The sequence below is a fragment of the Cellulomonas sp. ATA003 genome (assembly GCF_031582905.1).
In the GTDB taxonomy this organism is placed as follows: Bacteria; Actinomycetota; Actinomycetes; order Actinomycetales; family Cellulomonadaceae; genus Pengzhenrongella.
Genome location: NZ_CP133990.1, coordinates 3,436,549 through 3,461,057, shown reverse-complemented (window position 1 = coordinate 3,461,057; position 24,509 = coordinate 3,436,549). Strand labels below are relative to the sequence as shown.

Annotated in this window: 14 protein-coding genes and 8 pseudogenes; 16 read left to right on the top strand and 6 right to left on the bottom strand. The window is 75.3% G+C overall.

The window, feature by feature from the left end; translation table 11 throughout:
* Positions 1-22: 22 nt before the first annotated feature.
* The 4 genes and pseudogenes from REH70_RS17145 to REH70_RS17130 form a co-directional block, all read left to right on the top strand.
* Positions 23-1,672: pseudogene (locus REH70_RS17145) on the top strand (GDSL-type esterase/lipase family protein); the annotation flags it as partial.
* A 23-nt stretch (positions 1,673-1,695) separates the two neighbouring features.
* Positions 1,696-5,328: a fibronectin type III domain-containing protein gene (locus REH70_RS17140; RefSeq protein WP_310749158.1), complete on the top strand. Its 3,633-nt coding sequence runs from the start codon at positions 1,696-1,698 to the stop codon at positions 5,326-5,328.
* Positions 5,325-5,486, top strand: a complete 162-nt coding sequence (locus REH70_RS17135) for a hypothetical protein (RefSeq protein ID WP_310749156.1) — start codon at positions 5,325-5,327, stop codon at positions 5,484-5,486. Before REH70_RS17140 ends, REH70_RS17135 begins: the two co-directional genes overlap by 4 nt.
* Positions 5,487-5,623: 137 nt before the next feature.
* A pseudogene (locus tag REH70_RS17130) lies at positions 5,624-5,919 on the top strand (MTH1187 family thiamine-binding protein).
* A 49-nt stretch (positions 5,920-5,968) separates the two neighbouring features.
* On the opposite strand, the pseudogene REH70_RS17125 reads toward REH70_RS17130, so the two are convergent.
* The 4 genes and pseudogenes from REH70_RS17125 to REH70_RS17110 all read right to left on the bottom strand — a co-directional run bounded on the left by REH70_RS17125 (position 5,969) and on the right by REH70_RS17110 (position 10,499).
* A pseudogene (locus tag REH70_RS17125) lies at positions 5,969-6,930 on the bottom strand (zinc-binding dehydrogenase).
* A gap of 138 nt (positions 6,931-7,068) precedes the next feature.
* Entirely contained in the window at positions 7,069-7,800 is a 732-nt protein-coding gene (locus REH70_RS17120) for a maleylpyruvate isomerase N-terminal domain-containing protein (protein ID WP_310749152.1), read from the bottom strand.
* Positions 7,801-7,823: 23 nt separating this feature from the next.
* Positions 7,824-9,050, bottom strand: coding sequence for a homoserine O-acetyltransferase (locus REH70_RS17115; protein ID WP_310749150.1), 1,227 nt, complete (start codon positions 9,048-9,050; stop codon positions 7,824-7,826).
* A 129-nt stretch (positions 9,051-9,179) separates the two neighbouring features.
* Positions 9,180-10,499 (bottom strand): annotated as a pseudogene (locus REH70_RS17110) (bifunctional o-acetylhomoserine/o-acetylserine sulfhydrylase).
* A 439-nt stretch (positions 10,500-10,938) separates the two neighbouring features.
* Here REH70_RS17110 and REH70_RS17105 point away from each other — a divergent pair.
* Positions 10,939-12,387 carry an NlpC/P60 family protein gene (locus tag REH70_RS17105; RefSeq protein WP_310749148.1) on the top strand — a complete coding sequence of 483 codons (1,449 nt, stop codon included), beginning with the start codon at positions 10,939-10,941 and terminating at the stop codon, positions 12,385-12,387.
* A 117-nt stretch (positions 12,388-12,504) separates the two neighbouring features.
* On the opposite strand, the gene REH70_RS17100 is transcribed toward REH70_RS17105, so the two are convergent.
* Entirely contained in the window at positions 12,505-13,008 is a 504-nt protein-coding gene (locus tag REH70_RS17100; protein WP_310749146.1) for an inorganic diphosphatase, read from the bottom strand.
* A gap of 174 nt (positions 13,009-13,182) precedes the next feature.
* Between REH70_RS17100 and REH70_RS17095 the strand changes: the two are divergent.
* The 6 genes and pseudogenes from REH70_RS17095 to hpt form a co-directional block, all read left to right on the top strand.
* Positions 13,183-13,617 (top strand): annotated as a pseudogene (locus REH70_RS17095) (D-alanyl-D-alanine carboxypeptidase); the annotation flags it as partial.
* Between the two features lie 155 nt (positions 13,618-13,772).
* Positions 13,773-14,597, top strand: a complete 825-nt coding sequence (gene dacB / locus REH70_RS17090; protein WP_310749144.1) for a D-alanyl-D-alanine carboxypeptidase/D-alanyl-D-alanine-endopeptidase — start codon at positions 13,773-13,775, stop codon at positions 14,595-14,597.
* A 58-nt stretch (positions 14,598-14,655) separates the two neighbouring features.
* Positions 14,656-14,883, top strand: a pseudogene (locus tag REH70_RS17085) (zinc-dependent metalloprotease); the annotation flags it as partial.
* Positions 14,884-14,996: 113 nt separating this feature from the next.
* On the top strand, positions 14,997-15,743 hold the full coding sequence (locus REH70_RS17080; RefSeq protein WP_310749142.1) for a zinc-dependent metalloprotease: 747 nt from the start codon (positions 14,997-14,999) through the stop codon (positions 15,741-15,743).
* A 15-nt stretch (positions 15,744-15,758) separates the two neighbouring features.
* Entirely contained in the window at positions 15,759-16,829 is a 1,071-nt protein-coding gene (gene tilS / locus REH70_RS17075) for a tRNA lysidine(34) synthetase TilS (RefSeq protein ID WP_310749140.1), read from the top strand.
* A complete protein-coding gene (hpt, locus tag REH70_RS17070; RefSeq protein ID WP_310749138.1) occupies positions 16,784-17,338 on the top strand; it encodes a hypoxanthine phosphoribosyltransferase in 555 nt (184 codons plus the stop codon). The genes tilS and hpt overlap by 46 nt, the downstream gene beginning before the upstream one ends.
* 68 nt (positions 17,339-17,406) lie before the next feature.
* Here the strand turns inward: hpt and REH70_RS17065 are convergent, their stop codons facing one another.
* A complete protein-coding gene (locus REH70_RS17065) occupies positions 17,407-18,948 on the bottom strand; it encodes a methyl-accepting chemotaxis protein (RefSeq protein WP_310749136.1) in 1,542 nt (513 codons plus the stop codon).
* 233 nt (positions 18,949-19,181) lie between these two features.
* On the opposite strand from REH70_RS17065, the pseudogene ftsH reads away from it, so the two are divergent.
* The 5 genes and pseudogenes from ftsH (at position 19,182) to REH70_RS17040 (ending at position 24,507) form a co-directional block, all read left to right on the top strand.
* Positions 19,182-21,220 (top strand): annotated as a pseudogene (gene ftsH / locus REH70_RS17060) (ATP-dependent zinc metalloprotease FtsH).
* Between the two features lie 5 nt (positions 21,221-21,225).
* A pseudogene (gene folE, locus REH70_RS17055) lies at positions 21,226-21,827 on the top strand (GTP cyclohydrolase I FolE).
* Between the two features lie 135 nt (positions 21,828-21,962).
* The gene (gene folP / locus REH70_RS17050) at positions 21,963-22,862 is read left to right on the top strand and encodes a dihydropteroate synthase (RefSeq protein WP_310754377.1); all 900 of its coding nucleotides are present in this window, start codon (positions 21,963-21,965) and stop codon (positions 22,860-22,862) included.
* Positions 22,859-24,016 carry a 2-amino-4-hydroxy-6-hydroxymethyldihydropteridine diphosphokinase gene (gene folK, locus REH70_RS17045; protein WP_310749134.1) on the top strand — a complete coding sequence of 386 codons (1,158 nt, stop codon included), beginning with the start codon at positions 22,859-22,861 and terminating at the stop codon, positions 24,014-24,016. The genes folP and folK overlap by 4 nt, the downstream gene beginning before the upstream one ends.
* A complete protein-coding gene (locus REH70_RS17040; protein WP_310749132.1) occupies positions 24,016-24,507 on the top strand; it encodes a DUF3180 domain-containing protein in 492 nt (163 codons plus the stop codon). The genes folK and REH70_RS17040 overlap by 1 nt, the downstream gene beginning before the upstream one ends.
* The last annotated feature ends 2 nt before the right edge of the window (positions 24,508-24,509 follow it).

Genomic DNA, 24,509 nt, shown 5'->3' with positions numbered 1-24,509 from the left:
GACCGTCGTTCTCAGAGTCGAGATGAAGGTGTCACCCATGCCCCCTGCCGTGCCCCGGAGACGTGCTGTCCTCCTCACCACACTGACCGCGACCGCCCTCGTGACGGCCGGCCTGCCCGCAGCCGCCGACGACGAGCCCGTCGTCCGCCGGTTCGACTTCGGGACGGCCACCAGCCCCGTCGGCGACGGCTGGACCGGCGTCCCCGACGCCAGCCGGTACTCCGCCGACGCCGGGTTCGGCATCGTGACCGTGGGCGACGCCGTCCCGATCTCGCGCGACCGGGCGACCGCCGCGGACCCCGTCGCCGGCGACTTCGTGCTCGGGACGGCGTGGCAGTTCGTCGTCGACGTCCCGGACGGTGCGTACGAGGTGCAGGTGCTCTCCGGCGACCAGCTCGCCGGCACCAGCACCACCAAGACCGAGATCACGCTGGAGGGCGCCGTCGCCGGGACCGTGCAGGCCCGCCAGTCGGTGTCCGAGGCCACCTACCGCGCGACCGTCGCCGACGGTCAGCTGACGATCGGCGTCGCGGGTGCGGGAGCCGGTGGCTACGTCAACGCGATCACCGTCACCCCGGTGACCGACGAGCCGGACCCCGGCCCCGACCCCGAGGAGCCGGTCCCCACCCTGCCGGCCCCCGAGTCCGTCCGGATGGCCCATGTCACGCCGGACGCCGTCACCCTGCGCTGGGACGAGGTCGCGGACGCGACCGGCTACGTCGTCTCGCGCGCCGACGCCGTCGGCGGCCCGTACACGGTCGTGGCCGAGACGCCGGCGCGGGTCGTCTTCACGACCGACGCCGTCGACACCTCGACCGCGCACTACTACCGCGTCCAGGCACGTCACACGCCGGGCCTGTCCGCGCCGTCGGCCGCCGCCGTCTCCAGCCTCACCGGCACCGCCCCCACCCTGCCGGTCGACGGCGTGCTCACCTTCGACCTCGGCAGCGGCGCACTCGCACCCGGTGCGACCCGCCTCGACGCCACGACCGCGTGGACGCCGCAGACCCGCGCCGGCTTCGTCGACGTGCGCGCGGTCACCGCGACCGACCGCGGCACCGCCGACGCCACCCGCTCGGACTTCGTGACCGTCGGGGACACCGAGCTCGTCGTCGACCTGCCGAACGGCGACTACGCCGTCAGCCTCATCGCCGGTGACCCCGAGGGCCCGACGGACATCGCGCTGGTCGCCGAGGAGATGACCAAGGTCCAGCCCACCGCGAAGGCGGCCGGCGAGTTCCTCGAGATGTCCTTCGACATCGCCGTCGTCGACGGGCAGCTCAACCTCGAGCTCGCCGGGACCGCGCCCAACCTCGCCTCGCTCGTGATCAGCCAGCGGAGCCCCCGCGAGGCGGGGGCGGAGCCCACGGTCTGGGTCACGGGTGACTCCACCGTGCAGAGCTACACCGACGGCTACGCCCCGCAGGCGGGCTGGGGCCAGATGATCGGCCGCTTCCTCTCCGACGACGTCACGGTCGAGAACAAGGCCATCGGCGGGCGGAGCTCGAAGAACTTCATCAGCCAGGGACGGCTCGACGAGGTGCTCCTGAGCATCCGTCCCGGGGACTACCTGCTCGTCCAGTTCGGCCACAACGACAACAGCTACGGCGTCGACGACCGGTACGCCGCACCCGGTGACTACGCCGAGTACCTGCGGACCTTCATCGACGGTGCCGTCCAGCGCGGGGCGACCCCGTGGTCGTCACCCCGGTCTCCCGCCGCTCGTACGACCCCGCGACGGGGCAGGCGAACGTCTCCTTCCCCGGCTACGTCGAGGCCGCGACGGCGATCGCCGCCGAGACCGGCACGGCCCTGGTGGACCTGTCGGCCTCGAGCCGCGCGTACCTCACCGCGATCGGCCCCGAGGCCGCGAGGTCCGTCTTCCTGCACGTGCCCGCCGGGGTGTACCCGGGCCGGCCGAACGGCACGACGGACGACACCCACTTCCAGGAGTACGGGGCCATCCAGATGGCCCGCCTCGTCGCGGCCGACGTCGCCGAGCTGGACCTCCCGCTCGCCGACGAGGTCGTCGAGGTCGAGCCCCCGGCGCAGGTGCCGGACCAGCCCGCCGACGTCGTCGCGGGCAGCGTCTCCAACGCGGGCGCCCAGCTCACCTGGAGCGCGGTCGACGGCGCGGACATCTACCAGGTGTTCGGCAAGGCCGCCGATGCGGGCGACGACGCCTGGGCCCTGGTGACGACGTCGACGCTGCCGCAGGCCGCCGTCGTCGGCCTCACGCAGGGCACGAGCTACGACCTGCGGGTCGTCGCCGTCAACGGCCGCGGCGACTCCGCCCCGTCCGCGACGGTGCGCATCACCACGAAGGCGCCGCTGCACGCGTTCGACCTCCAGCTCGCGGGCAACCCGGTGCAGGCGGGCTACACCGCCCTCGACCAGACGTCCGTCTACAGCCCGGAGACCGGCTACGGCTTCCGGACCGTCGAGGGCCTCGGCGGTCGTGACCGGGGCACCGGGTTCGACCCGGTGCCGACCGACCTGCAGCGGGACTTCCTGCTCCCCGCAGCCCAGCACGAGCTGCTCGTTGACGTCCCGAACGGCTCGTACGCCGTGAAGGTGTACTACGGCGACCCCCTGGGCTCCGGCCGGCTGGCCGTCGCCCTCGAGGGCAAGGACTACGGCAACGCGAACGCGGGCCGCGGCACCATCGCCGAGCGGATCCTCCAACCGGTGCTGGTCACCGACGGGCAGATCAACGCGACGCTGGCCGGCTGGATCAACGCGATGGAGATCACGCCGCTGCAGTACGCGCCGACCGCGCTCGTCGCGGACGACATCACGATCGACGGCACCGCCGTCGAGGTGTCGCTCACCTGGACCGGTACGGACGACTCCGCCGGGTACCGGGTGCTGCGCCAGTCCGCGACGGCGACGCAGCCCGAGCCCCTCGGGGACGTCCAGGACACCTCGTTCGTGGACACCACCGCGGACGTCGGCCTCGAGTACACCTACACCGTCGTCGCGCTCGACCCGGCCGGCACGGCGTCGGTCCCGTCGAACGCGGTGAGCCTGACGACCGTCGACCCCGACGTCGAGAAGGCGCCGGTGCCGACCGGGCTCGAGCTCGGTGCGGTGAACAAGGACGCCGTCACCCTCACCTGGGACGCCGTCGACGGCGCGCTGTTCTACCAGGTCTTCCGTGCCGACCCGCGGGCGGACGGCTCGAACAGCCCGCTGCAGCTGGTCGGCCGTGCCGACGGCCCGACCTACACCGACACCGACGTGCTCACCACGGTGGAGTACGTCTACGCGGTCGCCTCGGTCAACGCCGGTGGCGTGTCCGAGCGGTCCGCGGAGGTCACCTCGCCGGCGGTCACGACGCTGGTGCGGCAGGCGGAGCGGCTCGACCGCGCCCCCGTCGCCGTCGCCACCGACGGCGGCGTCTACCTCGGCTGGCGCGTGCTCGGCCTGGACCCCGACACGATCGCGTTCCACGTCCACCGCGACGGCGAGCGGATCACGGCGGAGCCGCTGACCGGGAGCACCAACCTGCTCGACGCGGACGGCGACGCCGGCTCCACCTACCGGGTCTCGACCGTGGTCGACGACATCGAGCGCTGGGCGACCGAGAGCTTCGCCGTCTGGGACTCCCAGACGCTCGACGTCCCGCTGGACAAGCCGGCCGACGGCGTCACGAAGGACGGCCAGCCGTACTCCTACGCGGCCGGCGACGCCTCCATCGGGGACCTCGACGGTGACGGGCAGTACGAGGTCGTCGTCAAGTGGGACCCGTCCAACGCGAAGGACAACTCGCAGGCCGGGTACACCGGGACCGTCTACGTCGACGCGTACGAGCTCGACGGCACCCGCCTGTGGCGCCTGGACCTGGGCCGCAACATCCGAGCCGGCGCGCACTACACCCAGTTCCAGGTCTTCGACCTCGACGGCGACGGTCGCGCCGAGGTCACCCTGAAGACCGCCGACGGCACGGTCGACGGTGCGGGTGTCGTCATCGGTGACGCCCGGGCCGACCACCGTAACTCGGGCGGCTACGTGCTCACCGGGCCGGAGTTCCTCACCGTGTTCGACGGCCGCACCGGTGCCGCGCTCGACACCGTCGACTACACGCCCGAGCGCGGGATCGTCGGTGACTGGGGCGACGGCTACGGCAACCGCGTGGACCGCTTCCTTGCGGGTGTCGCGTACCTCGACGGCGAGCACCCCAGCGTCGTCTTCAGCCGCGGCTACTACACGCGCTCGGTCGTGGCGGCGTACGACTTCGACGGCACCGACCTGTCGCTGCGGTGGACGTTCGACTCGGACGACCTGGGCAGCGCCTACGCCGGTCAGGGCAACCACCAGTTCTCGGTGGCCGACGTCGACGGGGACCAGAAGGACGAGATCGTCTTCGGCTCGCTGACGGTCGACGACGACGGGTCCCCGCTGCACAACACCGGCCTCGGCCACGGCGACGCGCTGCACGTGTCCGACTTCGACCCGTCGCGCGACGGGCTCGAGGTGTTCGCCGCCCACGAGGACATGGGCGCGTCCGGCAACCTGGGCGCCACCTTCCGCGACGCGGCGACGGGCGAGGTCCTGTGGTCCATCCCCGCCGAGCGGGACACCGGCCGGGCCGCGATGGGCGACGTCGACCCGCGGTACGCCGGTGCCGAGGGCTGGGCCGTCGGCGGCGACGCGGCGTGGAACTCGCCGGTGGGCCAGCTGCGGTCGGTGACCGGGGAGTTGATCGCCGAGCAGATCCCGGCGGCGAACTTCCTCACCTGGTGGGACGGCGACCTGCTGCGGGAGGTCACCGACCACGACTGGGACGAGGCGACGCGCACGGGTGTGCCGATCGTGTCGAAGTGGGACTGGGAGGCGGCCGAGGAGGTCGAGGTGTACCGGGCGACCGGCACCTCGACCAACAACGACACCAAGGGCACGCCGGCGCTCCAGGCCGACCTGCTCGGGGACTGGCGCGAGGAGATCGTCACCCGGCTCGACGACTCCTCCGCGCTGCGGATCTCGACGACGGTCGACGTGACCGAGCACCGCCTGCGCACGCTCACGTCCGACCCGGTCTACCGGCTCGGGGTCGCGTGGCAGAACACGTCGTACAACCAGCCGCCCCACACCTCGTACTTCCTCGGGCACGGGATGACGCCGCCGCCGGCGCCGAGTATCGCGTACACCGGCGAGGCCACCGGGCCGGGGAGCGCGTGGACGGTCCGGCGACGGCGTCCCCGCGTGCGGGCAACCTGTCGATCGACGACCCGCGAGGGAACTCGGACGGGACGTTCACCCTCACGGTGCGCATCCCGAGCGGGCAGAACGCGCAGAGCGTGGCCTGGACGGTCGACGGTGAGGTGATCGGCTCCGCGGAGCTCGTGGACCGCACCCCGGCCGAGCAGGTCGCGAGCATCGACGTGACCGGGCTGGCGCCGGGCTGGCACGAGCTCGGTTGCGCGCTCACCAACCAGCACGGCACCACCGACTGCAAGGCGATCAAGGTGCGCGTGAAGGGCTGACCGGCCACGGTCGAGATCGCCACGAGGGCCGTGCCGTCCCGCTCACGCGGGCGGCGCGGCCCTCGCCGCGTGTCCGCGGCGTCCCTCGGGGCGTGCCGGGGTCGTACCGGTCACCGCACGGTGCCAGAGTGGTGACCATGCTCATCGCCTTCTCCGTCGCGCCCCTCGGCTCGGGTGACTCGGTGACCGAGGCCGTGGCCGACGCCGTCCGCGTCGTGCGCGAGTCCGGGCTGCCGAACCGTACCGACGCCATGTTCACGACCCTCGAGGGGAGTGGGACGAGTGCATGGACGTCGTCCGGCGGGCGACCGAGGCGGTGGGGCGGCACGGCACCCGGGTCTCGCTCGTCCTCAAGGCGGACATCCGCCCCGGGCACACCGGTGAGCTGACCGGCAAGGTCGACCGGGTCGAGGCCCGGCTCGCCGAGGACTGATCACCCCGCCCCGGCGCCCGGTCCGGTCCGACCGGCCGGGTGCGGCCGGTCAGCCGACCGTGAGCACGACCTTCCCGAACTGCGTCCCGGCATCCAGCCGCTCGAACGCCACCCGGGCGCGGGGAGCGGCACCTCGAGGTCGACCGGCGGGCGCACCCCGGTCCGGTCGAGCAGCCGCAGCAGCGCGGCCAGGTCGTCGCGCGACCCCATGGTCACGCCGAGCACCCGGATCTCCAGGAAGAACAGGCGCCGCAGCTCGGCCGGGGCGGCGTCGCCCGACGTCGCCCCGGCCACCACGATCGTCCCGCCGGGGCGGACCGACCGCATCGAGTGGCCCCACGTCGCGGCGCCCACGGTCTCAAGGACGACGTCGACCTTCGCCGGCATCCGCCCGCCGGGCTCCACCGCACCGGCCGCACCCAGCTCGAGCGCCCGCGCGCGCTTGCCGGCGTCCCGGCTCGTGACGTGCACCTCGAGCCCCGCGGCCGCGCCGAGCAGCACCGCCGCGGTGGACACGCCCCCGCCCGCGCCCTGCACCAGGACCCGGTCGCCCGGTTGCGCCCCGGCGCTGGTGAAGAGCATCCGGTACGCCGTCAGCCATGCGGTCGGCAGGCACGCGGCCTCGACGAACGACAGGCTCGACGGCTTGGGCAGCAGGTTCCAGGTCGGCACCGCGACGCGCTCGGCGAAGGTGCCGGGGTGGCGCTCGGACAGCAGGGTCCGCGACTCGTCCGGACCGACGCCGTGCCCGGTCGCGCCGATCACCCCGTGGACGACCACCTCACGACCGTCCGGCGTGACCCCGGCCGCGTCGGTCCCGAGCGTCATCGGCAGCTGGTCGGCCCGCAGGCCCACGCCCCGCAGCGACCACAGGTCGTGGTGGTTGAGCGAGGCGGCCCGCACGTCGACCGTCGTCCAGTGCTCCCGCGCCTCGGGCTCGGGTCGGTCACCGACCCTCAGGCCGTCGAGCGGGTGGTCCGGGTCGAGACGGGCGGCGTAGGCGGCGAGCATGGCGCCAACCTACGCCGCGGCGCACCACGGCCCCGGCCCGGCCCGGCCCGGCCCCCGGCGCCGGCCGCGAGCGGCAGAGGCGGGCCGCGAGCGGCAGAGGCCAGCCGCGAGCGGCAGAGGGCGGCCAAGGGCGCGGCGTCACAGCAGCGGCAGGTGCCGGGCGACGTCGGCCGCCGTGCCCGACGACGTCTCGACCGCCGCGGCGACGGCGTCGTCGAGCCCCTCGCCCGCGAGCGGCCCACGGCCGGCCGCGAGGCGGACCCACCCCATCGGGTCGTGGAGGCGCCGGACGGGCGGCCCGCCGGCCCGCTGCAGCACCTCGACGAGCGACCGGGCGGCGACGTGGACCGCGCCGGGGTCGAGCGCCGCCGGCCCGCGCTCCGGCAGGGACCGCGCGAGGTCGTCGGCGTGCACGACGAGTTCGAGCACGCGGGACACGACCATGTCGGTCAGCGTGATCGGCCCGCGCCGCGCGACCACGACGCGGTCGTGCGGGCCGAGGGCCGCGAGGTGCTCCAGGGCGGCCTCGACCATCCGGTCCACGTGCGTGAGCGGGTCGTCCGCGATGTCGGCGGCGAGGGACCGGGTCACCTCCGCGATCGTCGCGGCGCCCGCGGCGTACCCGGCGAGGTAGGCGCGCAGGGGCAACGGCGTCGTCGTCGGCGGGGCGGGGGTGACCGCGGTGAGGGCGTCCATGGCGCGACCCAGGTGGGCGACGAGGTCGGCGACCGACCACCCGGCCAGGACGCTCGGCCGCGCGGCGGTGTCCGGGACGTCGTCGAGCAGGTCACGCACCCACGGGCGCAGCGCCGCCCACTGGTCGTGCAGCGCGGTGGTGGCTCGCAGCAGCCCTGCGGGGTCGGCCGGCATGACCGACATCGTGCCGGAGCGGGTCAGGCGCCGGCCAGGAACTCCGCGACGATCGGGCCGAGCTGGTCGGCCTCGATGAGGAAGCCGTCGTGCCCGAAGTCGGAGTGGATCGTGCGCCCGACCGCCCCGGGGATCCCGGCCGCCATGCGCTCGGACTGCGAGGGCAGGTAGAGGCGGTCGGAGTCGACGGCGACCACGAGGGACCGCGCGGTGATCTCGGCGAGCGCGGCCTCGACGCCGCCCCGGTCGCGGCCGAGGTCGTGCGACAGGATCGACTCGGTGAGCGCGACGTAGGAGTTCGCGTCGAAGCGCCGCGCGAGCTTGTCCCCGTGGTGGTCGAGGTAGGACTGCACCGCGAACCGGCCGCCGCCGAGCGTCTGCTCGCCGTGCTGCGGGATGCGTCCGAACCGCTCGTCGAGCTCGCGCGTGCTCCGGTACGTGGTGTGCGCGATCTGCCGGGCGATCCCGAGCCCCACGTGCGGCCCCTCGCCGTCCGCGGCGTCGTAGTAGTCGCCGCCGGCGAACCGGGCGTCGGCGCGGATGGTGGCGATCTGCGTGTGCGCCCACGCGATCTGCTCGCCGGACGTCTGCGCGGTCGTCGCGATCGCGGCGAGCCCCCGCACGCGGTCGGGCGCCATCGCGCCCCACTCGAGCACGCGCATGCCGCCCATCGACGCGCCGATCACGAGCGCCCACGACCGGATGCCGAGGCGGTCGGCGAGCCGGACCTCCGCCGCGACCTGGTCCCGCACGGTGACGTACGGGAACCGGCCGCCCCACGGGCGTCCGTCCGGGGCGGTCGACGCCGGGCCGGTCGAGCCCTGGCAGCCCCCGAGCACGTTCGGCGCGACGACGAACCAGCGGTCGGTGTCGATCGGCCGGCCGGGGCCGACGAGGTCCTGCCACCAGCCGGCGGTCCGGTGACCGGGGCCGGCCGGGCCGGTGACGTGCGAGTCACCGGTCAGGGCGTGCTCGACGAGCACGGCGTTGCTGCCGTCGGGCGCGAGCGTGCCCCAGGTCTCGTAGGCGAGCGTGACGTCCGGGAGGCGGCCGCCGGCCTCGAGGTCGAGCGGGCCGAGCCCGGCGAAGCGCCGGCGTCCGGGGTCGTCGCCCTCGCGCCACGCGGCGCTGGCCGGGACCGGCGTGACCTCGCGGCGGCGGGCGGGTGCGGCGGTCCGGGCGGTCGCCGACGTCGCCCCGGGGCCCGTGGCGGCGGCGGGGCCGACGGGCGTCTGACGCTCAGGGGGCACAGCACGCCAATCTAGGTCGCGGCGCCCGTCGGTGCGCGGCGCGGCGCCCGTCCCACCCGCACCCGCCGGTGGGACGGCGGGTGCTGGTGGACCGGACGGGCGGACGACGGGACGCGCGGGCACCGGTGCTCAGGCTCCCTTGGCGGCGCGGAAGCCGGCCTCGAGGTCGGCCAGGATGTCGTCGATGTGCTCGATGCCGACCGCGAGGCGCACGAGCCCGGGGGTCACGCCGGACAGCGCCTGCTCCTCCGCCGTGAGCTGGCTGTGCGTCGTGGACGCCGGGTGGATGACCAGCGACCGGACGTCGCCGATGTTCGCGACGTTGGAGTGCAGCTCGAGGGCCGACACGAACGCCTGCCCGGCCTCGCGGCCCCTCGATCTCGAACGCGAGCACCGCGCCGGCGCCGCGCGGGGCGTACTTCTGCGCCCGCTCGAACCACGGGCTCGACGCCAGGCCGGAGTAGCGCACGCCCAGGACGTCGTCCCGCGCGTCGAGCCACTCGGCGACCGCCTGGGCGTTCGCGACGTGGCGCTCCATCCGCAGCGACAGCGTCTCGATGCCCTGGGCGATGAGGAACGCGTTGAAGGGGAGATCGAGGACCCGAGGTCGCGCAGCAGCTGCACGCGGGCCTTGAGGATGTAGGACAGGTTCGCCCCGAACGCGCTCCCGACCCCGAGGTCCCGCGCGTAGACCAGGCCGTGGTAGCTCGCGTCGGGGGTGTTGAAGGAGGTAAAGCGGTCGGGGTGCTGGGCGTAGTCGAACGTGCCGGCGTCGACGATCACGCCGCCGATCGCGGAGCCGTGCCCGCCGAGGTACTTCGTGGCCGAGTGCACGACGACGTCGGCGCCCCACTCGATGGGGCGGATCAGGTACGGCGTCGCGACCGTGTTGTCCACGACCAGCGGTACACCCGAGGAGTGCGCGGCGTCCGCGACGGCCGCGATGTCCAGCACGTCGGCCTGCGGGTTGGGGATCGTCTCGGCGAAGAACAGCTTCGTGTTGGGCTGCACCGCGTCGAGCCACGCCTGCGGGTCGTGCGGGTCGCTGACGAACGTCGTGGTGATGCCCATCCTGGGCAGCGTGTGGTGCAGGAGGTTGTAGGTGCCCCCGTACAGGCTCGGGCTCGCGACGACGTGGTCGCCGGCCTCCGCGACGTTGAGGATCGCGAACGTCGTCGCGGCCTGCCCGGACGCGAGCAGCAGCGCGCCGACGCCGCCCTCGAGGGAGGCCAGGCGGTTCTCCACGGCCTCGGTCGTGGGGTTGCCGATGCGGGTGTAGATCGGGCCGAGGTCCTTGAGCGCGAACCGGTCGGCGGCGACGCCGGCGTCCGGGAACACGAACGACGTCGTCTGGTAGATCGGCAGGGCGCGCGCGCCGGTGGCGGCGTCGGGGGTCTGGCCGGCGTGGATCTGGCGGGTCTCGAACGACCAGCTCGGGGTGGTGCTCATGCGGGGCTCCTCGGGGCGGGGCCGCGGAGGGAGGTCAGCGCGCTGACCCGTCCCCCCGCGTGGGGTGGATGGCGGGGTGCGCGCCGGTGGCCCACCGAGCAGCCGTCGTCTCCGGGTCCGCGGACGGACCGGACGACCGCATGGGGCACAGCCGAGTGCGCGCGGTCAGCGACACATTCGGCAGGTCATGTCGGCGACAGTACGCAGCGACCGCGCTGCGGTGATACGCGCGTCTCGGCATCTGATACGTGACGTCTCGCCCCCGGCGACGGCGGGGCGAGACCAAACGCGGTCGGGTCCGTTTTGAATGACACCGGTGTGACTCGTGGGAATGCAGTGACCGGTGTTCTCTTGTGGGGCGCGAGTGGATACGGTGCCTCGGGCGGCCATGCCAGTGGCACCGCCCGCACCACCCCCGAGCACCCCGGGAGAACCCGTCATGTCCGCCCGAGCGCGCCTGCGAGTCCCCGTCGTCGTCCTGTGCGCGGGGGTGCTCGCCACGCTCGGCGCGCCGTCCGTCGCCGCCCCCACCGACGACGACGTGCGCGACGCGCGCCGCGCCGTCGCCCGCGGCCAGGACGCGGTGGCGCGCATCGAGGTCCGGCTCGCACGGATGTCCGCCGAGCGCGACGCGGCCGACGTCGCCGCCCGCACCGCCGCGGAGGCGTACCTGCAGGCAGACGCCGCGCGTGGCGAGGCGGCCGCGTCCGCGGCGCGCGCGAGCGAGCGGCTCGACGCCGCAGCCGCCTCGATGGAGGAGGCCCGCCGCACGCTCGTCGGGATCGCGCTGGCGGCCGCCCGCTCGGGCACCGCCAGCGCCTCGGTCGAGGGCGTGCAGGCGTTCCTGTCCGCCGACGACTTCGACGACATGGTCGAGCGGAGCGCCGCGCTGAGCCGGATGGGTGCGAAGGCGGACGCTGCCGTCCAGCAGTTCCGCGCGCGCCGGGTCGTCGCGGAGACGCTCCGGGCGCGGGCCGACGACGCCGTCGCGGACCTCGGCGCCGCCACCGACGACGCCCGGGCCGCGCTCGCCGCGGCGGAGGAGTCCGAGGCCGCGGCCGGCGCCGCCGTCGCCGCCGCCGAGGTGGAACGCGAGCAGCTCGTCGTCCAGCTCGCCGCGGCACGCAGCACGAGCGCCGACGTCGAGCGCGCGCGGCAGGACGCCGTGGACGCCGAGCGTGCGGCCCGCGCCGACGCCGCCGCCCGGGCGACGCGGGCGGGCGCCCGGGCGGCCCCCGCGGCGCCGGCCGCCACGGCAGCTGCTCCGGCACCGGCTCCGACCACTGCTCCCGCACCGGCACCTGCGCCCGTCCCGGCGCCTGCGCCCGTCCCGGCGCAAGCGCCAGCGCCCGCGCCTGCCCCGGCCCCTGCGCCCGCCCCGGTCCCCGCTTCCGCCCCGGTTCGCGCTCCTGCCCCCGCGCCTGCCCCGCCCCCGGTCGCAGCGCCGGCCCCGGCTCCCGCCCCGAAGCCTGTCACCGGCCCAGCGCCCGGCAGCGGGACGTCGCGCGGTTCGGCCGGTCAGGGCGCGGCGGCCGTCACGTGGGCCATGGGGAACCTCGGCCACCCGTACCGGCTGGGCGCCAACGGGCCGGCGGAGTACGACTGCTCGAGCTTCACCGGGACGGCCTGGCGCAGCGCCGGGCTCACCCTGCCCCGCACCTCCCGCGGGCAGTACACCCAGACCCTCAAGGTCGGCTACGACGGCCTGCGGCCGGGCGACCTCATCTTCTGGGGGCGGGACCCGCAGGACCCCGGGAGCGTCTACCACGTCGCGATGTGGGCCGGGAACGGCCAGATCGTCGAGGCCGCCCGCCCCGGCGTCCCCAGCCGGGTGTCGTCGATGACCGGTCGGTGGGCCAACACCATGCCGTTCGCCGGGCGTCCCTGACCTCACCGCACGCCGCGAGCCTCCGTCGCGCCCCGGGCACGCTCGAGGGGCCGACCCGGCGCTCGGGTCGGCCCCTCGTGGGTGGGCGTCGAGGTGCGCCGGTGCACCCCGCCGGGCTCAGTGGCCCTTGGTGTAGTACCCGGTGTCGATCGCGCGCTGGCGGGACCGCTCGATCTCGGCCTCGGCCTCGGCCTTGTCCGTCCAGTGCGCACCCTCGACCGACTTGCCGGGCTCGAGGTCCTTGTAGACCTCGAAGAAGTGCTGGATCTCCAGCCGGTGGAAGTCCGAGACGTCGTCGATGTCCTGGCGCCACGACGCGCGCTGGTCACCGGCCGGGACGCACAGCACCTTGTCGTCGCCGCCGGCCTCGTCGCGCATGCGGAACATCCCCAGGGCGCGGCAGCGGATGAGGCAGCCGGGGAACGTCGGCTCCTCGAGCAGCACGAGCGCGTCCAGCGGGTCGCCGTCCTCGCCGAGTGTCCCCTCGATGAACCCGTAGTCGTCCGGGTAGCGCGTCGACGTGAACAGCATGCGGTCCAGGCGGATCCGCCCGGTCGCGTGGTCGAGCTCGTACTTGTTGCGCTGACCCTTGGGGATCTCGATCGTGACGTCGAACTCCACAGCATTCCTCCGCATGGCAGCAGCGCCACCGGTCCGGCGTGACCGCCGTGGCGGGGCGATGGGTAAGTAGGTCGCGGCGGGCCGACGGACGGCCTGTCGCACGTACCTGGGAAACTAGTGTGACAGTACCGGCGCCGCAGGGTGCGGCCGGCCGGGGGACGCAGGGGGACGGGCATGGGCCGGGCGGCACGCGCGACAGGCGTCGGTGCTCTCGTGCTGGCGCTCGCCGCCGGCGGCTACGCGACGGCCGACGCGTACGACGTCGTCCCCGGGGTGCTCACCCTCGATCCGGTGCCCCCACCCCCGGCGCCGTTCCCGACGGCGCCCGCGGCGGTCGTGGCCCCCGATCTCCCCGTCGTGCTCCCCGGGCTCGACGACGCCGCCCCGCTGCCCGCGCCGGACGCCCTGGCCGCGAGCGTCGGTGAGCTCGTCGCGGACCCGCGGGTCGGGCCGTCGGTCGGCGTCGTCGTCGCGGACCTGCTCACCGGCGAGGTGCTCGCCGAGCACGAGGCGGCGGTGCCGCGCATCCCGGCGTCGGTCACCAAGCTCGCGACCGCGGTCGCGGCGCTCAGCGCCATCGGGCCGGACGCGACGGTGCGGACGCGCGTCGTGCGCGGCGGTGACGGCGAGGTCGTCCTCGTCGGCGGGGGCGACATGATGCTGGCCGCCGGCCCGGGGACCCCACGGCCGTCAACGGGCGGGCGGGCCTGGGCGACCTCGCGGAGGCGACCGCGCGCGAGCTCACGCTCGCCGGGACGACCACGGTGCGCCTCGGCGTCGACGACACCCTGTTCACCGGACCGGCGCTCAGCCCGACCTGGGACCCCAGCCACCTCGTCAACGGCTTCACCGCGCCGGTGGTCCCGCTCGCGATCGACATCGCCAAGGTCCGGTCCGACGTCGAGTACTCCCCGCGCCAGGCCGACCCCGTCCTGGTCGCCGCCCGCGCGTTCGCCGACGCCCTCGGCCAGCACGGCATCACGGTCGACGGCGCCCCGGCGCGGGTCGCCGAGCCGGCCGACGCGGTCGAGCTCGCGGGGGTCCACTCGGCGCCGCTCGTGGAGGTCGTCGACTACTTCCTGCACTCCTCGGACAACGCGATCACCGAGCTCGTCGGCCGGCTCGTCGCGCTCGACGCCGGGCTGCCCGCGAGCTTCGACGGCGCCACCCAGGCCGTGCTCGCGCAGGCCCGCGCGCTCGGCGTCGACACCACCGGTGCCCGGTTGTCCGACTGCAGCGGGCTCGGCGACGGGTCGGCGCTCCCGGCCACCACGGTCCTGGACCTCCTGCGCATCGTGACCGACCCCGCGCACCCCGAGCTGCGCGGCGTCGCCACCGGGATGCCGCTCGCCGGGTACAGCGGGACGCTCGCCGACCGCTACACCCGGTCCCCGGCGGCGGGGCTGGTCCGGGCGAAGACCGGCAGCCTCTCCGGCGTCACGTCGCTCGCGGGCACGGTGTCCGACGCCGACAGGCGCGTGCTGCTGTTCGCCGTCCTGGCGGACGCGACCCCACCCGGCGGGCAGCCGGGACCGCGCGCCGCGATCGACGCCTTCGTCACCCGGCTCGCGGCCTGCGGCTGCCGGTGACCCGGCCTGACCCGGCGGACCCGGCGGACCCGGCGGGGCCGGCGGCTACCGTGGCCTGATGGTCACCGTCGCTGCCCCGCCCGCCGGGGCCCCCGTCGACTGGGGCGTCGCGGCGCGGGTCGCCGGCCGGCTGGCCCGTCCCGGTCCTGCGGTCGCGCGCACGGAGGCGGCGGACCTCGTCGCCGAGCTGCACCGGGTCGCCGGGGTCGCGGCCGAGCACGTCACCGAGGCCACCGGGATGCGACCTGCGGACGGCGACCCACGGCTGTCCCGCGTGCACGTCGTGGACCGGCGGACGTGGGCCCGGGCCAACACCGGGATGCTCGACGCGCTTACCGCGGCCGTCCCGCTCCCGGCGGGGAGCGGCCGCCGTCCGCCGCCGGACGCCTCACCGGTGCGGTGCAGGTCGGTGCGGTCCTCGCGGCGCTCTCCGGGACGGTGCTGGGTCAGTTCGACCCGTTCAGCCCGGCCCCCGTCGACGGCCCCGTCGACGGCTCCGGCGGCGGCCCGTCGCGTGGCCGGCTCCTCCTGGTCGCGCCGAACGTGCTCACGGTCGAGCGCGCCCTGCGCGTCGACCCCGCCGACTTCCGCCTGTGGGTCGCCCTGCACGAGCAGACCCATGCGCTGCAGTTCGCCACCGCCCCCTGGCTCGCCGACCACCTGCGCGGACGGATGGCGGCGCTGCTCGCCGGCCTCGCGGACGACGACGGCCCGCTGTCCCTCGGCGCCGCGCGCTCGGCGCTCCGCGGCGGGGACGGTGACGACGGGGGCCTGCCGGCCCTGCTGCCGCCGGACACCCGCCGCGCGCTCGACGAGGTGGGTGCGGTCATGGCGCTGCTCGAAGGGCACGCCGACGTCGCCATGGACGCGGTCGGCCGCTCCGTCGTCCCGTCGGTGCGGCAGATCCGGGCGCGCTTCGATCGCCGCCGTGCGGGGTCGCGCCGCCTCGGCACCGTCGTGCTGCGCCGGTTGCTCGGGCTGGACGTCAAGCTCGCCCAGTACCGGGACGGGGCGGCGTTCGTCCGCCGCGTCCGGCGCGCCGTCGGCCCTGACGGCCTCAACGCGGTGTGGGCCGCACCGGACCACCTGCCCAGCGCGGCCGAGATCGCCCAGCCGCGCACCTGGGTGCGCCGCGTGCACGGCTGACCGGGTCCGGCAGGCATGAGCGGTCCGGCACCCGCCGTCGCGGCGGCCCGCCGCGCGGTGCGCGACGCGCTCACCGACCTCGACGCCGGCGACCTCGTGCTCGTCGCGTGCTCGGGCGGCCCGGACTCGCTCGCGCTCGCCGTGGCGACCGCGTTCGTCGCCCCGCGCGCCGGGCTCCGCGCGGGCGCCGTCGTCGTCGACCACGGGCTGCAGGCCGGCAGCGCCCACGTCGCCGACGACGCCGCGGCGGCCTGCCGTGCCCTCGGTCTCACCCCGGTCGAGGTCGTCCGGGTGACGGTCGGCGCGGCCGGCGGCCCCGAGGCGGCCGCGCGGGACGCCCGGTACGCCGCGCTCGACGCGGCGTCGAGGCGCCACGGTGCCGCTGCGGTGCTGCTCGGCCACACGCTCGACGACCAGGCCGAGACCGTCCTGCTGGGCCTCGCGCGCGGGTCCGGCGCCCGCTCGCTCGCCGGGATGCCCGCCCGGCGTGGAGCCCTGCGGCGTCCGCTGCTCGGCCTGCGGCGGGCCGACACCGTCGCGGTGTGCGCGGCCGCGGGGGTGCGACCGTGGGACGACCCGACCAACACCCCGACCCCCACCCCGACCGACGACCCGACGGACGGCACCGCGCCGCTGCGCAGCCGGGTCCGCCACCGGGTGCTCCCCGTGCTCGAGGAGGTGCTCGGCCCGGGAGTCGCCGAGGCGCTCGCGCGCACCGCGGACGGTCTGCGCGAGGACGCCGACGCGCTCGACGCGCTCGCGGCGGACCTGCTCGCCCGCGCCCGGACGCCCGAGGGGCACCTCGACGTCGTCGTCCTCGGCGGGGCGGCGGCCGCGGTCCGGCGGCGGGCGCTGCGGGCGGCCGCGGTCGCGGCCGGGTCACCGGCCGGAGCGCTGCGTCGCGAGCACGTGCTCGGGCTCGACTCGCTGCTCGTGGACTGGCACGGGCAGGGCCCGCTGCACCTGCCCGGGGGCCTCCTCGGCAGCCGGGTCTGTGGGAGGCTGAGGCTTCACACCCCCACACCTGAGGAGCACCAGCGGTGGACGCTGCGGACATGGGCGACGACCTCGAGCGGGTCCTGCTGACCGAGGAGCAGCTGGGCTCCCGGCTGGACGAGCTGGCCGCGCAGATCGACGCCGACTACGCCGGCAAGGACGTGCTGCTGGTGGGTGTGCTCAAGGGGGCCGTCATGGTCATGGCCGACCTCGCCCGACGCCTGCACGGGTCGGTGCAGATGGACTGGATGGCGGTGTCGTCGTACGGCTCGGGGACGAAGTCGTCCGGCGTGGTGCGCATCCTCAAGGACCTGGACGCCGACCTCACCGACCGGCACGTGCTCATCGTCGAGGACATCATCGACTCCGGGCTGACGCTGTCCTGGCTCCTCGCCAACCTGCGCAGCCGGGGGCCGGCCAGCGTGGAGATCGCGACGATGCTCCGCAAGCCCGAGGCCGCCAAGGTCGAGGTCGACGTCCGGTACGTCGGCTTCGAGATCGCCAACGAGTTCGTCGTCGGGTACGGCCTCGACTACGCCGAGCGCTACCGCAACCTGCCGTTCGTCGGCACGCTCGCGCCGCACGTCTACAGCCACTGACGCGCCGCTCCCGCCACTGACGCGTCGCCCGGCCGGGGCACCCCGTCCGGGCCGCCGCAGCGGCGGCGTCAGCCGCCGAACGCGGCCGCCATGCCGGCCTGCTCCTCGAGCACGTCGGCCATCCGCGCCTGGACGGCGTCCAGCTCGCCGATGATCCCGGACGTCGACCGGATTCCCTCGGTGACGGTCCGGCTGGTGCTCTGGATGCCGGCGACCTGGTCGGCGACCCGCTGGGTCGCCTGCGCCGTCTCGCGGGCGAGCTCCTTGACCTCGCCGGCGACCACAGCGAACCCGCGCCCCACCTCCCCGGCCCGCGCCGCCTCGATGGTCGCGTTCAGCGCGAGCAGGTTGGTCTGCTCGGCGATGGTCGAGATGATCTTGATGACGTCGGCGATCGAGGTGGACGCCTCGGACAGCGCGGCGACCTCGGCGCTCATGGTGGCCGAGCTCGACACGGCGCGATCGGCGACCGCCCCGGCGTCCGCCGACGCCGCCCGCAGGCGTGACACGGTGTCCAGCAGGAGCCGGGCGCTGCGGGCGTCCTCCTCGCGCCGGCGCAGCATCGACAGCCGCTGGGACACGAGGTGCTGGACGTTGCGCAGCGCCTCGGCGCGCGACGGCGACAGCTCGATCGTCTCGGTCGTGAAGAAGTCCATCGTGCCCAGCACCACGTCGCCGTCGAGCACGGGGAAGCAGACGCCCGACCGGACGCCGGCCCGCTGCGCGGCCGGCGCGCGCACGCAGTCCGTGAGCTGCGCGAGGTCCTCGACGAACACGAGGTCACGGGCCTTCCACGCCCGCCCGGAGAGCCCCACGCCCTCGGCGAACGACGCGGCCAGGGTCACCTGGCGGAACTCCTCGCCGGCCGACCCCGACTCCACGTCGAACCGCAGGACGCCCGCGGCGTCGTCCATCTGCCAGTACGAGCCGTACGCCCAGCCGAACGCCGTGCGCACCGTGTCCAGGGCGACGCGCAGCGCCGCGCGGGCGTCGCCCGCCTCGCCCACCTTCGCCACGACCGTGGTCACCGCGAGGCGGTCGTCCAGGGTCTCCCGCAGCTCCGACGTCACCACGGCCTGCACCCGGGCGAGGGAGGCGATCCGCGCGATGGCGGCCCACTTGTCGCCGTCGAGCTGGGGCAGCGGCGTGCGGCCGTAGGCCTCCAGCACCGCGGTGACGCGTCCGCTCGCGTCCAGCAGCGGGACGACGGCGCCCTCGCTCGCGCCGGCACGGAGCGCCGCCTCCCAGCGCAGGCAGCGCGGACCGTCGCCGAGCTCACGCACGAGCACCGGGCGACGGGTGGCGACGGCGCCGCCGAGCAGGCCGGCGTCCGCCGGCAGCGACCGGGCGCCGCCCATGGCGCCCCGCATCGCCGACAGGAGGTCGCCGGTCTCGTGGACGAGCGCGAACTGCCCGTGCGGGTCACGCACCCAGGCCGCGCCGTACGCCAGCCGCAGCCGCGCGGCGAGCGCGTCGGTGATCGTCACGACCGCGTCGTCCGCGTTCTTGACCCCTCCGTCGAGCGCCCGCAGGACGTGCTCGAGCGCCTCGACGTCCTGCGGGGGCGGCGTGGTGCGGGCGTCGGGACGGGGGCGGCGCAGCACGGGCATGGTGTTCCTTCTGACCGGAGGGTCGGGCACGCGGGTGGCGCCCCCACGCGCCCATCGGCACCGGCGCGGCGGAGTTGACGGAACGCCGCGCCGGGTCCGGCGGGCGCCGGCGCAGGGGCGGCGCCGTCGTGCGGCCCTGGGCGAACAGGGGACCGGATCGTCAGGTCGGACGTGTAACTTGCCAGGGCAACCCGCACACCGATCTGGAGGGAACAGGGGCACGCCCCTCACCCATGAACTTCAAGCGCCTCACTCGCGGCCCCGTGCTGTGGATCGTCCTGGCCGTGGCGATCCTCTGGATCGGCGCCTCGACCCTCTTCTCGCCGCAGGTCAGCCGCATCGACACCTCGACCGGCCTGGAGCTGCTCGAGCGCGGTGAGGTCGAGCAGGCCGAGATCGTCGACGGCGAGCAGCGCGTCACCCTGTCCCTGGCGGAGGACCTCACGGTCGACGGCGAGGACCTCGGCCGGACGGTCGAGTTCTTCTACGTGGAGCCGCAGGGCGAGACGGTCGTGCAGGCGATCGCCGAGGCCGACCCCGAGGGCGGCTTCAACTCCGAGGTGCCGGTGCAGTCGTGGCTGGCGAGCCTGCTGGGCCTGCTGCTGCCCTTCATCATCATCCTGGCAATCTTCTGGTTCCTCATGTCCCGGATGCAGGGGGCAACTCGCGGGTCATGGGCTTCGGCAAGTCCAAGGCCAAGCTCGTGAGCAAGGAGGCGCCCCAGGTCCGGTTCAGCGACGTCGCGGGCGTGGACGAGGCGGTCGAGGAGCTCCACGAGATCAAGGAGTTCCTGTCCGACCCGGCCCGGTTCCAGGCCGTGGGCGCGAAGATCCCCAAGGGCGTCCTGCTGTACGGCCAGCCCGGGACCGGCAAGACGCTGCTCGCCCGCGCCGTCGCGGGTGAGGCGGGCGTCCCCTTCTACTCCATCTCCGGGTCGGACTTCGTCGAGATGTTCGTCGGCGTCGGTGCGTCGCGCGTGCGCGACCTGTTCACGCAGGCCAAGGAGAACGCGCCGGCCATCATCTTCATCGACGAGATCGACGCCGTCGGCCGTCACCGCGGTGCCGGGATGGGTGGCGGGCACGACGAGCGCGAGCAGACGCTCAACCAGATGCTGGTCGAGATGGACGGGTTCGACGTCAACGCGAACGTCATCCTCATCGCGGCGACGAACCGGCCCGACATCCTCGACCCCGCGCTGCTGCGTCCGGGCCGCTTCGACCGCCAAATCTCGGTCGACCCGCCCGACCTCAAGGGCCGCGCGCAGATCCTGTCGGTGCACGCGCAGGGCAAGCCGATGGCGCCCGACATCGACCTCGAGGCCGTCGCGCGGCGCACCCCGGGCTTCACCGGTGCCGACCTCGCCAACGTGCTCAACGAGGCTGCGCTGCTCACCGCGCGCACCGGCGGCCAGACGATCGGCGACCACGAGCTCGACGAGGCGATCGACCGCGTCGTGGCCGGGCCGCAGAAGCGCACCCGGATCATGAAGGTCAAGGAGCAGAAGATCACCGCGTACCACGAGGGTGGTCACGCGATCGTGGCGGCGGCGCTGCGCTACACCGACCCCGTCACCAAGGTGACGATCCTGCCGCGCGGGCGTGCGCTCGGGTACACGATGGTCATGCCGGCCGAGGACAAGTACTCCACGACCCGCAACGAGCTCCTCGACCAGCTCGCGTACGCGATGGGCGGCCGGGTCGCCGAGGAGCTCGTGTTCCACGACCCGACGACCGGGGCGTCCAACGACATCGAGAAGGCGACCGCGATCGCCCGCAAGATGGTCACGCAGTACGGGATGAGCGAGAAGGTCGGCGCCATCAAGCTGGGCCAGGACTCCGGCGAGGTGTTCATGGGCCGCGACATGGGCCACGGCCGGGAGTACTCCGAGTCCGTCGCCGCGCTCGTCGACGTCGAGGTGCGGCGACTCATCGAGGCCGCGCACGACGAGGCGTGGGAGGTCCTGGTCCAGTACCGCGACGTCCTCGACCACCTCGTGCTCGAGCTGCTCGAGCGCGAGACCCTCAACCAGGCCGAGCTCGCCGAGGTCTTCGCCCCGATCGTCAAGCGCTCCGCGCGCGACGTGTGGCTGTCGTCCGACGAGCGCCCGGTCGCGACCCGGCCCCCGGTCATGACCCCGGCGGAGAGGGCGGAGCAGAACGGCCACCCGGTCATCCCGCAGGACGAGGCCGCCGCCGCTGGCGAGCATCCGGTCTCCGGTCCCGTCCCGCTGCCGCCGAGCGGCACCCCCGACCTCGGGCCGCGGAGCTGACCGACGTGACCGACCCGATCGCCGCCGGCCTGCCCTCGGCGCGTCCCTACGACGCGCCGAGGGTCGAGGCCGCCGTCCGCGAGCTGCTGCACGCGGTGGGGGAGGACCCCGACCGCGAGGGCCTGCAGGACACCCCGGCGCGCGTCGCGCGCGCCCTCGCCGAGACGTTCGCGGGGCTGCACCGAGACCCGGCCGAGGTGCTCACCACCACGTTCGACCTCGGTCACGAGGAGATGGTGCTGGTCAAGGACATCGAGGTGTACTCGACCTGCGAGCACCACCTCGTGCCGTTCCACGGCGTCGCGCACGTCGGGTACATCCCGAACGAGGACGGCCGGATCACCGGGCTGAGCAAGCTCGCCCGGGTGGTCGACCTGTACGCCCGCCGCCCGCAGGTGCAGGAGCGGCTCACGACCCAGGTGGCCGACGCCCTCATGGCCCACCTGCGGCCGCGCGGCGCCATCGTCGTGATCGAGTGCGAGCACCTGTGCATGTCGATGCGGGGGTGCGCAAGCCGGGTGCGCGCACCGTGACGTCCGCGGTCCGCGGGCAGATGCGCGACGGCGCCACCCGCGCCGAGGCCATGAGCCTCATCCTCGGTCGCTGACGCATCGCCGACCGCGCGCTGACCCACACCTCCGGTCGCCCTAGGGTGAACGCCGTGCCCGTCCCCGCCGCCCGCCCGCCGCGCCACCCCGAGCCGCTGCCGCCGGGGATCACCGCCCTGCAGCGGACGCTGGTCATGGGCGTGGTCAACGTGACCCCCGACTCCTTCTCCGACGGGGGACGCTGGTTCGAGCCGGACGCCGCCGTCGCGCACGGGCGGTCGCTGCTCGCCGCCGGGGCCGACCTGCTCGACGTCGGCGGGGAGTCGACGCGGCCCGGCTCGGCGCGGGTCACGGTCGAGGACGAGCTCGCGCGCGTGCTGCCGGTCGTCCGGGCGCTCACCGCGGGCGGCGCCGCCGTGAGCGTCGACACGACGCGGGCCGAGGTGGCCGAGCGGGCCGTGGACGCGGGGGCGGTGCTCGTCAACGACGTCTCCGGGGGTTTGGCGGACCCGGCCATGCACCGGACCGTGGCGCGGCTGGGGGTCGCCTACGTCGCGATGCACTGGCGCGGGCACGCCGACGTCATGGACACCCGCGTCGACTACGACGACGTCGTCGAGGACGTGCGCCGCGAGCTCGCGCAGCGCCTCGACGAGCTGGCCTCGGCCGGCGTCGACCCGGCGCGCGTGGTGCTCGACCCCGGCCTCGGCTTCGCCAAGCGCGGCGCCGACAACTGGCCGCTGCTGGCGCACCTCGACCGGCTCGGGTCGCTCGGCCGGCCCGTGCTGGTCGGCGCGTCGCGCAAGCGGTTCCTGGGTCACCTGCTCGCCGGGGCCGACGGCGCCCCGGTGCCCCCGGCCGGCCGCGACGCCGCGACGGCCGCCGTGAGCGCGCTCGCGGCGCTCGCGGGGGCTTGGTGCGTGCGGGTGCACGAGGTGGCAGGCTCGGCGGACGCCGTCCGGGTCGCCGCCGCGTGGACCGCCGCCGGGACCCCGGCCGGCGCCCCGACCCACCCGCCGACCACTCACCCACCGACCGACCACCCGACCGACCGACCACCCGACCGACCGACCGACGAGGACGTGACGACGTGAGCACCCACCCGATGGGGCCGGCCCTGGACGACGCGGGGCACCCCCTGGACCAGATCGTCCTGGCCGGGATCAGCGCCACCGGGTACCACGGGGTCTTCGAGCACGAGCGTCGCGAGGGGCAGGTCTTCAGCGCCGACGTCGTGGTCCACCTCGACACCCGTCGGGCCGCCGCCGGGGACGACCTGGGCCGCACGGTCGACTACGGCGTGCTCGCGGAGAAGGTCGCCGCGGTGCTCGCGGGCGACCCGGCCGACCTCATCGAGACGGTCGCCGAGCGCATCGCGGCGACCGCGCTCGCCGATCAGGTCGTCGTCGCCGTCGACGTCGCCGTGCACAAGCCCGGTGCGCCGGTGACGGTGCCGTTCGAGGACGTCGTCGTGCGGGTGCGCCGGGACCGGCAGAAGCTGCCCGCCGCAGCGCCGTGGGAGGCGCCGCCCGCCGCGACCACGGGCCCCGGCGCGGGGCAGGGGTCGTCCGGGCCCCAGCGCGTCGCCGACGGCTCCGCCGCCCCCGAGCCCGACCGGCTCGACGAGGCCCCGCCGGTGCCCGTCGAGGCGGTGCTCGCGCTCGGGTCGAACATCGGGGCGCCGCAGAGCACGCTGCGGACCGCGGTCGACGACCTCGGGGCGATCGACGGGGTCGAGGTCCTCGCGGTGTCGCCCCTGGCACGCACCGCGCCGGTCGGTGGACCCGAGCAGCCGGACTTCCTCAACGCCGTCCTGCTCGTGCGCACGAGCCTCGCGGCCCGCGCGCTGCTCCGGGCGGTGCAGGGCGTCGAGGCGCGGCACGGACGCGAGCGCCGTGAGCACTGGGGCCCGCGCACCCTCGACATCGACCTCATCACCTACGACACGACGCTCGCCGTGACCGACGACCTCGAGCTCCCGCACCCCCGCGCCCACCAGCGCGCCTTCGTGCTGCAGCCGTGGGCGCAGATCGCGCCCGACGCCGTGCTGCCCGGGCTGGGCGGCGGCCCGGTCGCCGCGCTCGCCGCGACGGCGCCCGACCGCGGCGGCATCCGGTGGCTCGCCCTGGACTGGATGAACGCGCCGGTCCGGCACGAGACGGACGTCGAGCCCGCACCGGACCCCGCACCGGATTCCGTGCCGTCCCCGGACCGCGCCGCCGCCCCCGCGGGCGACAGGGAGCGCTGATGGCGCGCACGCGCTGGCAGTCGCTGGTCGCGGTCGCCGTGGTGGTGACCGTCCTGGCGTGGGCGGTCCTGGGGCTCCTGCGCGGGCAGGGCGTGGTCCTGCCGCCGGTCGCGTGGCTCGTCGTGCTCGTCATGCTCGTGATCGCCGGCGTCGTGCTGCGCATGGGCTGGGCGGTCCGGCAGTTCCTGCAGGGCCGGCGGCCCGACCTCGACCCGCTGCGGGCGGCCCGGACGGCGGTGCTCGCCAAGGCGTCCTGCTACACCGGGGCCACGCTGCTCGGGTGGTACCTCGCCCAGGTGCTGCTGGTGATCGGCGACCTGGGCATCGAGTCGCAGCGGGACCGCGCGGTCGCCGCCGCGGCCGCGTCCCTCGGGGCCGTGGTGCTCGCCGTCGTCGGGCTCGTCGTGGAGCACCTGTGCCGGGTCCCGCCGCCCTCGGACGACGTCGCGTCGGACGGCGAGCCGAACGGCACCGACCCCGCCGCCGTCTGACC

What these genes read in the sequence shown, in the direction of transcription:
- REH70_RS17120 (WP_310749152.1), bottom strand. Translation starts at nt 7,800, where the DNA reads ATGCCGGCCGACCCCGCAGGGCTGCTGCGAGCCACCACCGCGCTGCAC.
- REH70_RS17105 (WP_310749148.1), top strand. Translation starts at nt 10,939, where the DNA reads ATGTCCGCCCGAGCGCGCCTGCGAGTCCCCGTCGTCGTCCTGTGCGCG.
- tilS (WP_310749140.1), top strand. Translation starts at nt 15,759, where the DNA reads ATGAGCGGTCCGGCACCCGCCGTCGCGGCGGCCCGCCGCGCGGTGCGC.
- REH70_RS17065 (WP_310749136.1), bottom strand. Translation starts at nt 18,948, where the DNA reads ATGCCCGTGCTGCGCCGCCCCCGTCCCGACGCCCGCACCACGCCGCCC.
- folP (WP_310754377.1), top strand. Translation starts at nt 21,963, where the DNA reads ATGGGCGTGGTCAACGTGACCCCCGACTCCTTCTCCGACGGGGGACGC.
- REH70_RS17040 (WP_310749132.1), top strand. Translation starts at nt 24,016, where the DNA reads ATGGCGCGCACGCGCTGGCAGTCGCTGGTCGCGGTCGCCGTGGTGGTG.